Raw genomic sequence first — 14,609 nt, 5'->3', positions numbered from 1 at the left:
CTTTCTTAGAGACTGATGGTTTGAATCTGCATAATGTTTTTGTTCAGCGAGATGTCTTCAATCACGTCGGCGTAACTCAGCGTGCGCGGAATCTCGATTTCATAAATATTGACGTAGAGCTGCGCCGTTTCCGTCTGGGTGACCCGGAAGTTGACGTCGGCCACCTTGATGCCTTGACGCTCAAAATACGCCTGAATGAACTCTTTGGTTTCGAGTTTATGCCGGTACTGGATTTCGAGCTTCTTCATCGGGTTGGCATGAATCACTTTGTGCAAAAAGACTAACACGAGCATCACCGCAATCGCGCTTGTGATGGCAATTTGGTAGTTCCCCATCCCGACGGCTAGGCCAATGCCAGCCACCGTCCAGAGGCTCGCCGCCGTTGTGAGCCCGCGGATGGCGCGGTGCTGCACGATAATCGTGCCGGCGCCGAGGAAACCAATTCCGGAGACTACCTGGGCGATGAGCCGCGCATCGTCGGCGCGCACAACGCCGGCCAGTTTCGGGTTGGCAGTGGCGATGTTCAGCGCGTCAAAGCCGATTTCCTTTTGGATCAGGGCGATGACGCAGGCACCGACGCACACGAGCATGTGCGTCTTGATGCCGGCCGGCCGGTTTTTGTGCTCGCGGTCGTAGCCGATAACCCCCGCGATGAGAATTGACAAGCCCAAGCGCAGACAGATTTCACCCAAACTCAGGGCGAACAATTAAACGACTCCCAGCAGACCAAGGACAATCGCCAAGACCAGCACGCCGAGCAGAATCCAGTTAACGTTGACCTTTTTGGACAGCAGCCAGTAGCAACCGAGCGTAACGGCCAGCGGCACAAGGCCCTGCCAGAGTTGGTCAAGGTAAGTCTGGATTTCAATCGGCTTGCCACCTTCAATCGGGATGGCGAGCTTGGACTTGAAGGCGACCATGGTGGCGGTCATGCAGCCAATCATCATCAGCCCGAGCGTGGACGCAGCCTTGTTGAGCAGCTGCATGCTGCCGGACTTGTACATGTCCTGAATGAAAGTGTCACCGAGCGTGAAGCCCATGTAAGTGAGGTAGTAACGGGTGATAATAGCGGGAATGTTGTAAATCAGCAGGAACAGTAGTGGGCCAAAGATGGAGCCCTGGCTGGCGAGGCTAATCCCAATCCCAGCGGCGATGACACGGAGCACGCCCCAGAAGATGGAGTCACCAATCCCGGACAGTGGCCCCATCAGGGAGGTCTTCAGCGCGACGATGGAGTCGGCGTCAAAATTCGGGTCTTCGGCGTTCTTCTTTTCCATGGAAGCGACGAGCCCCATGACGAAGGTGCCGACATTTTGCGTGATGTTGTACCAGGTTGTGTGGCGCTGCATGGCGGCGGTGTGGCCAGCCTTGTCGCCCTTGTAGTACCGGTCGAGGGCGGGCATTACCGAGTACATGAAACCAGGAGCGTGCGTCTTAGTGGCTCCGGCGCGACTGGCGAATACAGTGAACGAGCGCAGGAAAATGCGGTTGAGCATTTTCTTGTCTTCGGGTGATACGTTCTGCGTGATTTTCATGCGAAAAAGTCCTCCTCTTCTTGATCTTCGGTGCTTGCGGCGTTAGTTTGCTGCACGCCACCTGCGGCAAGTTCCTTCTGGCGGTTTTCGATGTCCATGAGCTGCTTATCGCGCATCCACTGAATCAGCACGATAATAATCCCGATGGCAGCCACGGCAACGGATGGCAACTTCATGTAGGCCGCCAGGATGAAGCCGAGGAAGTAGTAAGGGGACAGTTGCTTGCTCCAGAGCATCCGCATCAGGATGGCAAAACCAACAGCGGGCAGCAGGCCACCAGTTGCGGCGAGACCGGCCATGAGGTTGGCGGGAATCTGGCTCACCAGGTGCTGCACGGGCTTGGCGCCGGCGAGCACGGAGAAGAAGGTGACCAGTGAGAACAGGAAGTAGTTCAGGAACCACATGCCAAAGTGCAGGCGGGTGAGGCCCTTGGCGTTATCGGCAGCGGCGAGGCGGTCAACGGCTGGGGCGAAGATGTTCATGACCACGTTCTTCATGAACATGGAGATGAAGGCGGCGAACACGCCAATTGGCACGGCCAAAGCGAGGGCGGCCTTCAGATTCACATCCAGCGTGGTGGCAAAAGTCACGGCGAGGACGGTAGCAGTCACGGGTTCGGCGGACAGCGCGCCCCCGATATCAACGGCGCCCATGAAGATGGCTTCCAGACTGGCGCCCATCATGATTCCGGTGCGGATGTCACCAAAGATGATGCCGGCAACCATCCCCACAATGAGTGGTCGTTCGATCATGGTCTGACCCCACAGCCAGTTGCCACCGAAACAGACAAACACGCATAATGCGGCTAAGCTTGCAGTGTGTAACATAATGCTCCTCCTTTGCTAATCGTGATTTTTCAGCAGTGAACTGATGGCCGTTTTGGCGTTGCTTGGCACCACCTGGCTGAAGACGGGCACATCGAGTGTGGCCAGTTCCTTCAGGGCGGCCAGTTCGCTATCCGTCAGCATGAGCGTTGGCGACAACTGGGTGGCTTCCTTGGCGTTTTCAGCGAAGCGGCCAACGTTCGCAACATTGATGCCGCCGATGTCAGGAACAGCCTTGGCGATGGCCAGGGCGTCTTGGACGCTGTTGGTCAGGGCGAAAATACGCATCCCGCTAGCCTTCGGGTTGTTGAAGACGGTGATGGCGTCCTGGACGGAGCGAATGAGCAGCTTCTTGCCGGTTGGCGTCGCCATTTTGAGGGTCATCTGGACCATGTCATTGGCGGCGGCGTTGTCGTTGGCCACGATAATGCCGGGGGTGTCGAGTTCTTTGGTCCAAACCAGGGCGACCTGACCGTGAATGAGACGGTCGTCTACGCGTAATTGTGCAATCATAATGGAACCTCCTTAGTTAACTGAGAAAATCTGCGTCCGATTCATCGGCGCTGGCGGTGAGTTCAATGCGTTCCACTTGGCTCTGGGCAATCAATTCGTCCAAATGCGCGGCGGACAGTGGCGCGGGATCCAGTAAAACGGCCAGAATAATGGCGAGATTTATTTGCGAAATGATGTAAAGGTCCGTTTTACCGGCTGCGGCCAGCATGACCTTTTGGTTAACGCTGCCCCCCTTTAGGTCCGTGAAAATGACGGCGGGGGTCTCTGCCTGCGCAATGAACGCCGTAATCTGGGTGGTGTAGTCGCTATCGTCGACGTAAGCGTCGATGGTGCTGATTTGCTCACCCATGCCCGTCAGAATCTCAATTGAGCTCTTCAGGCCGCTAGCAAAATGGCCGTGACTGGCGATCAAGATGCGTTGCATGGAATTGCCTCCTTTCTTATTCACTTACTACTAGCAAAAACCGTGCCAAGTGCTGGAAACGCTTTACTAGCAAGCCACAAAAATTAGTGTTCAACCATTGAACACTATGGTTGAACACTAAGAATTAATCGGCGTTAAACTGTTTGAACAATTCGTACATCAGGGACAGCTCGTAATCGGACAGTTGAATGTTGTACTTGAGCTCGATGGGCGAGAAAATGCTGTGCGACACCTGCATGAATTCGGCCTCGGCGGCAGTGGTCGGGGTCAGTGGCGGGGTGCTTGTCTTGCGTACTATCAGGCGCTCAATCATCAGGGCGATGTGCATGTAGAGGTTGAGCTTAATTTTGCCGTCCAGCTCGAGGTGGTAGTAGTTTTCGTACTTGGTGATGACAGTCTCGACTTCGTTAATGACGATATCGGGATTAAGGAAGCTGAGGCGCTCCGAAATGCCTTCGATGGAGAAGAAACGCAGTAGTTCGGTGTTGAGATGTTTGAGCTGCGCCGCATCGAGGTAGGGACTGAGCCATTCCGACAGCTGCGTTGCCCCAGTAGCGTCGAGCAGGTCGTAGATGTTGAGGTGGGCAAACGGCACGTCATGCGTGAGGTCGAGTGTGGTCAGCACGAACAGGGTCGCGTCAAAATACGGCCACTCCTGGGCAACGATTTTCTCCTTCAGCGTGTTGTAGTCCACCGGAATCACCTTGATGTCGCTGGGCATCAGCGGTTGCATCAATTCGCGGATCTTCTCGGCAATTCCGAGACCGGAAATGCAGGACACCAGAATGTTGGTTGTGGACGCGAAGCCTTCGTAGTACTGCACCTTGATGTCGTAACTATGCTCGGCTTTTTCGGCGATAGCCTTGAAGGGGAGTTGTTGCTGCATCATGAGGCCCAGGTCCAGGGCGGTGACGGTGGTGAGGTTGTTGACCACAAGCAGGTCGCCGTCCAGGTGCGGCTTGATCGCCGAGTAGAGCTGGCTAAGCGAGCCCATGTCGACCATCAAGATGAAGCCGTTCGTCGTGTCGGAGCGGTCAATCAAGCGGTTAGCCTCAGCGATGATGGAATCCACGCCGGTGGCAATGGGCATGTCGATGGCGTCGAACACGTAGGTGCCGCACAGGGAGTTGACCACTGCCTGAATGCTGGTGGCGGTACTTTCGCCGTGCGCCGTGAGTAGGCCGCGCAACTGAATATTTTCGTCAATGTGGTCATGGAGCAAGAGCGCCAGCACTACGGTGAGGGTCTGCTGACTAAGCGGGTCGAGAACTGGGAGCGTGCGGTAGAATTCACGCGCCACGTGCAGCGCCCGGGGAATTTTGAGGTGCAGGTGCCGCACGAGGTGGCGGGCAGCTTTTGCTTCCAGCTGGAAGTGCTGCTGGTAAAGCACGAAGAGGAGGGGCTCGAGGTAGCTGGTTTTTGCGAGGCCGAAGCGCTGTTCAATCATGGTTTGGAAGTGCAACTCGTGCTGCAAATGCAGGGCGCGGCCAGTGTCAGCGTCACTGAGCTGCCCGAGTAGTGTCTGAAACTGGTTGGCGATGGCGCACAAGGCGTCACGTTTGGGGGCATCCGCAACCGCGGTGAGCTGCGTGCGGATGGCGGCCAGCGCGTTCTCCAGGCCATTATCAGGTAGCGGCGTTGTGTCTTGCTGCGGGTCGATGGTCAAACTGCCATATGCCTTGAAAGCGGGCAAGTGGTCAAAATGGCAATGATCGAGCGTTAAGGCGATACTCGGAGCATTTTGCTCGGCCTCATAGGCGGTGGCACAGGCCACTTGGACGACGTTTTTGAGGTAACCGATGTTCCCAGGGTGATCAATTTGGGTGAGCGCGGAGACAACCTGGTCATCGACGACCAGCGGTTTACCCATCTGCTTGGCTTCGGCGGTGAACAGTGCACGCAGCAGGGCGAGGCGTTCGTCCAGCGGGCGCGCGGCATAGTCTGGCAATGGCAAGACGACGGGGATGCGGCGCCGGAATGTGGCGAGGAGCACCTGCTCGGGGGCTTCGGTCGTGGCCATAATCAGACGGACAGCCGCGCGCATGGGCGTTGCGTTGTCGCCCATGCGGTAGTAGTAGCCATTGTCGATGAAGGAGAAGAGTTTCTCCTGGTTTTCGCTGGACAAGCGGTGCACTTCATCGAGGAACAGGTAGCCGCCATCGGCCTGCTGAAGCAGACCAGTCTTGTCGGTGTCGGCCCCGGTGAAGGCGCCGCGCACGTAGCCGAACAGCAGACTGGAAAGCAGCTCGGGGTTGTTGGCATAATCGGCACAGTTCAGAACCACGTAGGGCGCGTCTGCGGGGATGGTGCCACCAAAGCGAGCCTGCTTGGCAATGGCGCTCGCCAGGTAACTTTTGCCGACGCCGGAGTGGCCGGTGATGAGAATGTTCAGACCATTGGGCGGGTAGGCGATGGCAGCCTGCGCTTTGCCGATGGCCCCGCGCATGCTGCCGCGCCCGCCGATGAAGTGGGCAAAAGGCGCCTGCGTATTGCGCGGCGCTGTCTTGATGAGCCAGCGCACCGGGCGGCCCGGCAAGCGGTCGAGCCGGCCCTGCGCTTCGAGCTTATTCAAATACTGACTGACCACGGAGCGCGACAAGTGCATGGCGTTCGCAATGGCGCTGGTTGTGAGGCCGTCCGGGCGGTTGTTTTGCTGCAGGTGGCGGTAGAGATGTTCCAGGGCGTCGGGCAAAATGATCATCCTTTCAAGAACTATTGTTATTCATTATACAGAATGTTCTTGAATTGTGAATGCGGTTTCTAATAATATAACCAAAATGATGTGTCACAATGCCTGGTTGTGCATAAATGCAGTTAATTAGGCATGCTGGCGGCTTAATTTTTTATATACCAATATTAATGTCGCTTATTATAGATGGCGTCGCCAAATCACCGCCGACTTGCCAAGGTTCGTGGCTATGTTAAGATGGAGTTTATTGGTTAGCGCTTACAATAGGAGGAACAGTTAAAATGATTGATACCGTTGTGTTTGATATGGATGGGGTGCTTGTGGATACTGAACCCGTCTATTTTGCGCGCCAAATGCGGCTCGTGGACGACGCGGGGGTGCGACCCGCGTCGCGCACGCTCCAAGATTACATTGGGCACTCATCAGACGATACCTGGTCATACGCTGTTCCTGATGACTTGCAGTTGCGGGCGCGTCTGCGCCAGCAGTTTGAAAGCGATGCGCTCACAAAGCCACTCAACTACAAGGAAGTCTTGATTCCGGGCGTGCGGGAGTTGCTGACATACTTGCATGACGCGGGTTACCGCGTCGCCTTGGCTTCGGCAGGAAACCTTGAAGGCATCGAAGAGATGCTGCGGCAAAACGAGCTACGCATGTTTTTTGATAGCGTGATTAGTGGGGAAACGATTGAACGGAATAAACCGGACCCGCAGATTTATACGCAGTCGCTGGCAGCACTGGGTAGCCACCCGCAAAATAGTCTGGCGGTTGAGGACAGTCCAACGGGCATTATGGCCGCCCATAGCGCCGGTATGCAGGCGTGGGCTCTGGCGCCGACGCAGTACCACGTGGATCAAAGCAGCGCGGATTACGTGGCGGCGAACATGAATGTGATTCAGGAGCGACTGCGAGCGCAACGTTACTAGAGATATGGATAGAAGAAGGGCGAGACTGCTGGTAGCGGTCTCGCCCTTTTGAATGGTCTTATTTATTTAGTAGTTTCACGTGAAACTTTTGCCAGACACGCGCTGTCATCCGTAACCCGCGCCTCGACATCGAAGTCGGGGTCATTGCTCAGCGCGCCGAAGTTGAAGACGGTACTGCCGTCCTCGTCTTCGCGCATGTCCTGCAAACAGTACTTGATGAGTGTCTTCAGGCGGTCGGTCTGGTGACGGTGCTCGGTGATCATCTCGCCGGCCTTTGCCAGGGTGTAACCGTCGGCGAGCAGGTCTTTAATGTAGATAATCATCATCAGGTTGGGGAGGTTGAAGCGCTTGTTGCGCCCCTCCGTGTGCTGGAAGGAATGGACGAGGTCCTTTTTCTCCCAGTAACGAATTTGGGTCAGCGTTGCCCCCGTAATGCGGCTGGCTTCACCGATACCGACCGAAATATCTAAACGCTTGAATTTGTGCACCAGACTAGGTTCCACGGGCTCTCACTCTCTCCTCAACAGTTGACGATTGTTAAATTTGTTCTTGACTATTATTCAATATAGATATAATATTCTATCTTGTCAATATCACAAAATGTAATAAGGTTTTCAGAAGCTAGATAGAAGAAGGCGAGATAGCGTGCAAGAAGTACGTGATACAAAGGGACGCAAGATTAATGTGGCGCTGCTCGTGGTGACCCTGATTACAGGGGTTTTCATCACGGTGCTGAACCAAACCATCCTTGCAACAGCATTCCCAACCTTAATGAAAGAATTTAACATCGACACTGGGACCGTTCAGTGGCTGACGACCGGGTTCATGCTGGTCAACGGGATTATGATTCCTGTTTCGGCCTACCTGGCCGCGAAAGTGCCAACACGCTGGCTCTACATTGGCGCGATGAGTATCTTCGGCGTGGGGACTGTGGTTGCCTTCATCGCTGATAATTTTGGGACGCTGCTTGCGGGTCGTCTGATTCAGGCCGTTGGGGTCGGGGTCACGATGCCGCTGCTGCAGAACATCATGCTCAGCATCTTCCCACCAGAAAAGCGCGGGAGCGCCATGGGTCTGGCTGGCCTCGCCATTGGGGTGGCACCTGCCATTGGGCCAACGCTCTCTGGGTGGGTCATCGATAATTTTGGCTGGCGGACTCTGTTCGGAATGTTGCTGCCAGTTATTGTGCTCGTGCTGATCATGTCCATCTTCTTCATGCGCGACGTGCTGCCCAACAGCAATCCGAAGCTCGACTTCCTGTCCCTGGTTGAATCCTCCATTGGGTTTGGCCTGCTGCTCTACGGTTTCTCCGAAGTCTCCAGCAATGGTTGGCTCGACCCAATCGTGCTCGGTAGCATCGCCGGTGGTGTGGTTGTCATTGCGCTCTTCGTTTACCGTCAGCTCCACATGAAGAACCCGTTCCTGGAGCTGCGTGTGTTCACCAGCAAAATTTTCACCCTCTCCACCATCTTGGGTTCTATCGCCAACATGGCCATGGTCGGGGTCGAAATGATTCTGCCACTGTACCTGCAGATTATTCATGGTAAATCCGCGCTCGAATCCGGACTCACCTTGCTGCCAGGGGCGCTGATGATGGGGGTTATGAGCCCAATCACTGGGATTGTGTTCGACCGCATTGGGGCTAAGCGCCTCGCCCAACTCGGTCTGTTTATCCTGACCGTTGGGACTTTGCCGTACGCGTTCGTGACCGAAACGACACCATCCATCTTCATTACGATTATCTACGCAGTGCGGATGTTTGGGGTGTCCATGGTCATGATGCCACTGACAACTAACGGGATGAACGCCCTGTCTGGTGAATTGATTCGCCACGGGACGGCCGTGAACAACACGATTCGTCAGGTGGCCACGTCCATGACGACCGCCATCCTGGTTTCCATTCTGACCAACGTCACCAACAACACGGCGCCAGCCAAGCACATGCTGACGACGAACCCACTGGGCTACAAGCACCAGTTCTTCAGCGCCACGCTGAATGGGTACCACGCTTCGTTCTGGTGCGCGATTGCGTTTAGCTGCATCGGCTGGATTCTGACCTTCTTCCTCAACCAGAAGGTGGTTAAGAGTCAGGATGTTACAAGCAAGGAGGTGGCTAAGTAATGATTGTCGCAATGATTATTGTGAGCACCATTTGCCTCTACCTCGCCTTCATCATGATGAAGAAGTCCGTTCTGCGCAGCATTTTGGTTGCGATTTTCGGCTTCGCACTCCTCGGATCTCTTTACCTGGTTAACGCCAACGACCACAACCATTTTGGGATGGAAAAGGTCACGACAACTGAAACCAGCACGATTTACTCCGCTTCGCCAAGCAAACAGATGCCACTTCTGCTGCGGCAGGATGTCGGCACGGCTGGCAAGCGCAACGTGTACATCTACAAGCTCGATCTGAAGAAGAAGGCGACCCACACAAAGGCGGATTACGATGTCTTCAACAAGGTGCAAAAGGTGAGCGGCAACACCGCCAGCCTGACCGCTAAGAAGACCGTGTGGCGTTACAAGAACAACTTCTACAAGACCTTGTTCATGAACCAAAACAACAACAAGCTCATTAAGCAGGTGAACACCATCAAGGTGCCAACAACCTGGACGGAACTGACGCCAACCCAGGCAAAGGTTCTCGCCAAGAAGGCTAAGGCCCTGCAGAACCCTTCTGCTAAGCAGAAGGCGCAGATGGCCGCGGTTATTCAGAAGGCAGTCGTTGCTGCCAAGATGAAGAACCCGCAGATGACTGCCGCTCAGCAGAAGCAGGTCATCGCCCAAGCGACCGCTAAGTTGCAGGCAACTGCGCTCAAGCAGCTGATTGCAGACGTGAAGTCGTCTACCAAGTAATACAAAAACCACGTCGCATTTGCGGCGTGGTTTTTTGCTGTCCGTCAGTGTAAGCCATGAAACTTTCATCCGCAAGGATGCAGGAATTGAAAATAGCGGGGTAGACTGAAGGTCGGGTCTGGTGCGGATTGGCTTCGCGGGCAGGAACTCCGTTAGCGGGGACCGTTCCAGCCGGCTACGCCGTCTTCCACTGGGGATATTGCCGCAAGTCCGGCGTCAATATCCCGCTCCCGATAAAATTGGCAGTGTATTTCCGACACGATTTTCGTCGGAAATACACTGCCAATTTTATTTTCGCTAACTCCGTTCCTGCCCGCTACGCCAATCCACCCCAGACCCTAAGTGCATTCACGATACTGTGGTGGTGTTATTTCCGGACGACGTTAACCTGATGATTTCATATCATGTGCGGTGTGACACATCAACGAACCGGCAGACACAGTGACAACGACCCAACACCTTCTGTCACCGTGATTTCAATCTCTAATTAAGGTCAATGTGACTTGTAACCGTCGCGCAATCGTTAGTCGTACTGTCTCCACTCCGTAACGTGTCGGTCACGGAGGTGGTGGTGCACTTGGGCGAAGCGCAGGGAACGGAGTCGGGCGAAAAGATGATTGTCTGGAGACAGGACGGCCGCACTTGCCGTCGTGGCTGCACACAATCATCTCGGGAGCGCGGAGTTGACGCCCTCACCGCCTTGCGGCGTTGTGAAAACTGCTTAAACTACAATGCGCACCCTTGCGGGCGCAGACTTACGCTGGCGGACAGCGTTAGCTCTTGCTTGGTAAGTAAGGCTTCAGCGAGTTGGCGAGGCTCTCCATGTTGCGGGTCTGGATGTACACAGTGCCCTGGCCGTGGAACCGGTTGACGATGCCTTCGCCGGTCTTGAAGCCGAAGGTACCGCTCGCAAACTCGGTGTTGTAATCCAGCGAACCGCTCCAAGCAACCACGTGGCTGTTGTCGACGATGTACTCCTTGCTGCCGTCCATTTCGATTGGAATGATGTCCCCGTAGCCGCTGACCAGCACGTTACCAGTGCCGCTGGTTTCCATCACGAAGAGACCACCGGTGCCGCCGAACAGCGCGCCATCCAACTTTTGGCGGACCATGTTGTAGTGGACGTCGCTATCAGCGGCCAGGAAAGCGCCCGTGTTGAGGCGCAGCTCGTTGCCGGGTGCCGTGGGCAGAGACTGGATGACGCCTGGATTGCCTGGCGCAATTGCTAGTTCGCTGTCTGTTGCCTGGCCGGTGGCGGTGGTGATGAAGAAGGATTCGCCGGAGGTCATGGAGCGGCCAACCGCACTCATCAGGCCACCCAAACCCTTTTTGCCGTTGCTGTTCATACGTCCCTCAAGCTTCACCATGCCGTTGTGGTAGAGCATTGAGCCGGATTCAATCTGAATCGTTTCGCCCTGACCCAAGTGAATCTGGACAATTGGAAAAGTGGTCGATTGCGTGATGGTGTACTCCATGTTGAAACCTCCAAAGTTTTGATGGCTTCATTATAGCAAGCAACGCGGCACAATAGCTCAGTCCTAGGTCGCAGAATATAAATAATGCGTTTATTCATGATGAATTTTGCTAAACTAATCCCGAGGTGATAAATATGGATGAAACGCGCTTGCATGATGGTAGCTTGTACCGCACCATTGATCCGGAATTGGGCAAGGTGCAGATGGCGTGCTTGGACAAATTGTATGAATTTAACCAGTTACGGCCATCGCAATTGGCGCAGCGAACGGCCATGCTCCAGGACATGTTCGCTGAAATTGGTGAGCATTGCTACATTGAATCACCACTGCATGCTGACTGGGGCGGCAAGTTTGTGCACTTCGGCAAGCATGTCTACGCGAATTTTGGGCTGACGCTGGTTGACGACACGCACATCTATGTTGGCGACAACGTGCAGTTCGGGCCGAACGTCGTGCTCGCGACCGCGGGTCATCCGCTGGCACCGGAGTTGCGGCCACTGGCTTATCAGTACAACGCGCCGATCCACATCGGCGCTAACGCCTGGCTTGGTGCCGGCGTGATTGTGCTACCAGGAATTAGCATTGGGGCCAACAGTATCATCGGGGCGGGAGCCATTGTCACCAAGGACGTGCCCGCGAACAGCGTCGCGGTCGGTAACCCGTGTCACGTGCTGCGTGCGGTGAATGCCCATGATCAGGAGTATTACTTCAAGAACCGCCGCATTGACTGGGCACAGGTGGAAAGTGAATCTGGGCTGACAAAAACAGAGTGAGGTGGGCCGCGTAGCTCAACTATATGTACAAGCAGGTAAAACACGTTTTGTAAAAAGAACGTGTTTTTTTGCAATTTCCCCCTTGCCTTAAAGTTCACTTCAAGGCATAAGCTGGGTTCATCGCTTAAGAAAACAACGATGAAAGCGGCGTTCGGCCGCAGCTTAAAGGGAGATATTCAATGAACAAGTCAAAATTCGGCATGGTCTTGCCGATTATTCTCATTAGTTACTTTATGATTCTGCTCGATAATTCCATTGTGTTCACCAGCACCGTTAAAATTGCGGCTGACCTGCACATGGATGCGCAGAGCCTGGCCTGGGTGACCAACGCCTATGCACTCAGTTTCGGTGGCCTACTCATGATTGGTGGGCGTGCCGGCGATATTTACGGACGCCGGCGCGTCTTCATCGCCGGTCTGCTCATCTTCACCTTGGGATCGCTGCTGGTCGGGATGTCCCAAAGCGGCGCAATGATTATCGCAATGCGAGCACTGCAGGGCGTCGGCTCTGCGATTCTGGCACCGACCACCTTGGCGCTACTCATGGATAGTTACCAAGGGGCAACGCGCACCCGGGCGATTGCCTACTACGGCGCAACGGCGGGGATTGGGGCCAGTTTTGGTCTCGTGATTGGCGGTCTCATTGCCAGTTACTTCTCTTGGCGTGATGGTTTTCTGCTCAACGTGCCGGTGGGGCTCATCATGTTGGCTTTAACACTGAAGTTTGTTCCGGCAAAAGCCGGTCAGGGTGGGCGTCTAGATTGGCTTGGGGCGATTAGCTCAGCGATTGGTTTTGCCGGTCTCATTTACAGCATTAACGGCACGGCCTACCAGTTGCTAGCTGCCGTTGTAGCGCTGGTTGCCTTAGTAACTTTTATCTGGGCGGAACACCGCGCGGCAGCGCCAATCATGCCGCTGCGTCTATTCGCCGATCGGCAGCGCAGCAGTGCTTACCTGGCGCGTTTCTTCTACCTCGGGGCCATGATTTCCTACTTCTTCTTGGTGCCGCAAGCGATGCAAAATGTCTATGGCTACACGCCACTGCTGGCGGCGCTGGGCTTTTTACCCGAAACGATTCCCCAGTTCTTGTCCGCTACGGTGCTGGCCCGGCTCAATGACCGTTTCAGCAACAACCAGTTGATGCTCAGCGGGGTCATCATTACCTTGGTCGGTCTGGTCATGGGTGCCGTTGTTGGTATTCACGGTGGTTTCTTCTGGGCACTCGCCGTTCCGATGGTCATCATTGGAATTGGGCAGGGCCTGAGCCTCAGCCCACTCACCGTTGCAGGGGTTGCCAACACGGATCCCGAGATTGCGGGTTCTGCGTCTGGTGTCGTCAATACCGTGCACCAAATTGGCAGTTCGTTCGGGCTGTCCGTTATCGTTGCTCTGACCAGCCGTTGGGTGAACCCAGCGGTGTCCTACAACCACGCCGCATACCTGATGGCGGGTTTCATGGTGCTGGCACTGCTGGCCACGCTTAATGGTGTGCGTCGCGGCCGAACTGCTTAAGGCTTGCAGAGTGTTAACAAAAAGGAGATTATAATGATGAAAATGATGATTATTGGCGCCACGGGGTCGATTGGCCGTAGTGTGCGCGCAAAATTATTGAACACAACAGATGCTCAGCTCAAATTGGTTTCACGGCACGCGACTAGCTTACCTGTTGATACTGCGCGGGAAGAAGCCGTGAACCTGAATGTGCTGGACACAGCCGCCTTGACGCAGGCCCTGAATGGTGTCGATGCCGTATTTGCGGCGGTGTCCGGTGACATGGCCGGCATGGCGCGCTCAATTGTTGCCGCAATGACGGCAGCTGGTGTGCAACGGGTGGTCTTCATTAGCTCAATGGGGATTTATGATGAAGTGCCTGCGAGTGTTGGCGGTAGTAATCTGAGCGACAGTCCGGTATTGTTGCCATACCGCCGTGCTGCGGATGCCTTCACGGAGTCAAGCCTCAACTACACCGTGATTCGGCCGGGCTGGTTTGACAACGGCAGTGATGATTACGAAGTGACCCGCGAGGGCGAAGCTTTTGGCGGGCACGATGTTTCGCGGCACGCCATTGCCATGCTCGCTGTCGCGGCGCTGCAGGATGAACACTTGTACAGTAAGGAGAGCGTCGGCATTAACCGGCCGCAGTAAGGAGCGCAGAAGATGAACATTAAAGAAGCCAGCGCACGCACCGGCGTGCCGTCAGCCACCATTCGTTACTACGAAAAAGAAGGCCTGATTCCAGCCATTGACCGCTCCGATGTGGGCGTGCGTGAAATCGATGACCGGATTATCCGTCGCATTAATTTTGCCAAGCAGATGCGCGGGGCGGGAATGAGCATCGAGGCACTGCGGCGCTACATTCAGTTGTTCGATGCCCAAGAGAATAACTTGGACGAGCAAAAGACGCTGCTGCAGGAGCAGCTGGCCATCATGGAGGAAAAGCGGGACGACCTGCAGGCGGCCATTGACCATCTGCACTGGAAGCTTGACCACTTCGATGACCACATGGTGACCACAGAGGAAGAATTGCGTAATCTCGAGAAGGGGCACGCGGATTCGCAAGATTAAAAAATAAAGGGATACGCCGGCGATTCGCGGCGTG

The 14,609-nt window shown here is 55.1% G+C and carries 15 protein-coding genes; 7 read left to right on the top strand and 8 right to left on the bottom strand.

Annotated elements, in window-relative coordinates; all coding sequences use genetic code 11:
• Positions 1-5: 5 nt before the first annotated feature.
• From EKM97_RS01720 to EKM97_RS01695, 6 genes are all read right to left on the bottom strand, one after another.
• Positions 6-707, bottom strand: a complete 702-nt coding sequence (locus EKM97_RS01720) for an MgtC/SapB family protein (protein WP_164507394.1) — start codon at positions 705-707, stop codon at positions 6-8.
• Positions 708-1,535: a PTS system mannose/fructose/sorbose family transporter subunit IID gene (locus tag EKM97_RS01715; RefSeq protein WP_125570546.1), complete on the bottom strand. Its 828-nt coding sequence runs from the start codon at positions 1,533-1,535 to the stop codon at positions 708-710. It lies immediately after the preceding gene.
• A complete protein-coding gene (locus tag EKM97_RS01710) occupies positions 1,532-2,362 on the bottom strand; it encodes a PTS mannose/fructose/sorbose/N-acetylgalactosamine transporter subunit IIC (RefSeq protein WP_125570545.1) in 831 nt (276 codons plus the stop codon). Before EKM97_RS01710 ends, EKM97_RS01715 begins: the two co-directional genes overlap by 4 nt.
• A gap of 15 nt (positions 2,363-2,377) precedes the next feature.
• Complete coding sequence (locus EKM97_RS01705; protein ID WP_125570544.1) at positions 2,378-2,872, bottom strand: PTS system mannose/fructose/N-acetylgalactosamine-transporter subunit IIB; 495 nt, start codon at positions 2,870-2,872, stop codon at positions 2,378-2,380.
• 16 nt (positions 2,873-2,888) lie between these two features.
• The gene (locus EKM97_RS01700; RefSeq protein ID WP_125570543.1) at positions 2,889-3,296 is read right to left on the bottom strand and encodes a PTS sugar transporter subunit IIA; all 408 of its coding nucleotides are present in this window, start codon (positions 3,294-3,296) and stop codon (positions 2,889-2,891) included.
• Positions 3,297-3,420: 124 nt separating this feature from the next.
• Complete coding sequence (locus EKM97_RS01695) at positions 3,421-5,988, bottom strand: sigma 54-interacting transcriptional regulator (RefSeq protein ID WP_225419189.1); 2,568 nt, start codon at positions 5,986-5,988, stop codon at positions 3,421-3,423.
• A 278-nt stretch (positions 5,989-6,266) separates the two neighbouring features.
• On the opposite strand from EKM97_RS01695, the gene EKM97_RS01690 reads away from it, so the two are divergent.
• The gene (locus EKM97_RS01690; protein WP_125570541.1) at positions 6,267-6,911 is read left to right on the top strand and encodes an HAD family hydrolase; all 645 of its coding nucleotides are present in this window, start codon (positions 6,267-6,269) and stop codon (positions 6,909-6,911) included.
• Between the two features lie 62 nt (positions 6,912-6,973).
• Here EKM97_RS01690 and EKM97_RS01685 read toward each other — a convergent pair whose 3' ends face one another.
• Complete coding sequence (locus tag EKM97_RS01685; protein WP_225419188.1) at positions 6,974-7,414, bottom strand: MerR family transcriptional regulator; 441 nt, start codon at positions 7,412-7,414, stop codon at positions 6,974-6,976.
• A gap of 142 nt (positions 7,415-7,556) precedes the next feature.
• Between EKM97_RS01685 and EKM97_RS01680 the strand changes: the two genes are divergently transcribed.
• Entirely contained in the window at positions 7,557-9,032 is a 1,476-nt protein-coding gene (locus EKM97_RS01680) for an MDR family MFS transporter (RefSeq protein ID WP_125570540.1), read from the top strand.
• Positions 9,032-9,763: a DUF4811 domain-containing protein gene (locus tag EKM97_RS01675; RefSeq protein WP_125570539.1), complete on the top strand. Its 732-nt coding sequence runs from the start codon at positions 9,032-9,034 to the stop codon at positions 9,761-9,763. The genes EKM97_RS01680 and EKM97_RS01675 overlap by 1 nt, the downstream gene beginning before the upstream one ends.
• 773 nt (positions 9,764-10,536) lie before the next feature.
• Here the strand turns inward: EKM97_RS01675 and EKM97_RS01670 are convergent.
• Positions 10,537-11,238, bottom strand: coding sequence for a TIGR00266 family protein (locus tag EKM97_RS01670; RefSeq protein WP_125570538.1), 702 nt, complete (start codon positions 11,236-11,238; stop codon positions 10,537-10,539).
• A 134-nt stretch (positions 11,239-11,372) separates the two neighbouring features.
• Between EKM97_RS01670 and EKM97_RS01665 the strand changes: the two genes are divergently transcribed.
• The 4 genes from EKM97_RS01665 to EKM97_RS01650 all read left to right on the top strand — a co-directional run bounded on the left by EKM97_RS01665 (position 11,373) and on the right by EKM97_RS01650 (position 14,575).
• The gene (locus EKM97_RS01665; RefSeq protein ID WP_164507393.1) at positions 11,373-12,011 is read left to right on the top strand and encodes a sugar O-acetyltransferase; all 639 of its coding nucleotides are present in this window, start codon (positions 11,373-11,375) and stop codon (positions 12,009-12,011) included.
• A 179-nt stretch (positions 12,012-12,190) separates the two neighbouring features.
• Positions 12,191-13,522, top strand: a complete 1,332-nt coding sequence (locus EKM97_RS01660; RefSeq protein WP_125570537.1) for an MFS transporter — start codon at positions 12,191-12,193, stop codon at positions 13,520-13,522.
• A gap of 33 nt (positions 13,523-13,555) precedes the next feature.
• Entirely contained in the window at positions 13,556-14,155 is a 600-nt protein-coding gene (locus EKM97_RS01655; protein ID WP_125570536.1) for an NAD(P)H-binding protein, read from the top strand.
• 12 nt (positions 14,156-14,167) lie between these two features.
• On the top strand, positions 14,168-14,575 hold the full coding sequence (locus EKM97_RS01650; protein WP_125570535.1) for a MerR family transcriptional regulator: 408 nt from the start codon (positions 14,168-14,170) through the stop codon (positions 14,573-14,575).
• Positions 14,576-14,609: the final 34 nt, after the last annotated feature.

The organism is Lacticaseibacillus songhuajiangensis (assembly GCF_003946025.1).
In the GTDB taxonomy this organism is placed as follows: domain Bacteria; phylum Bacillota; class Bacilli; order Lactobacillales; family Lactobacillaceae; genus Lacticaseibacillus; species Lacticaseibacillus songhuajiangensis.
This window is presented reverse-complemented; position numbering and strand designations above follow the sequence as displayed.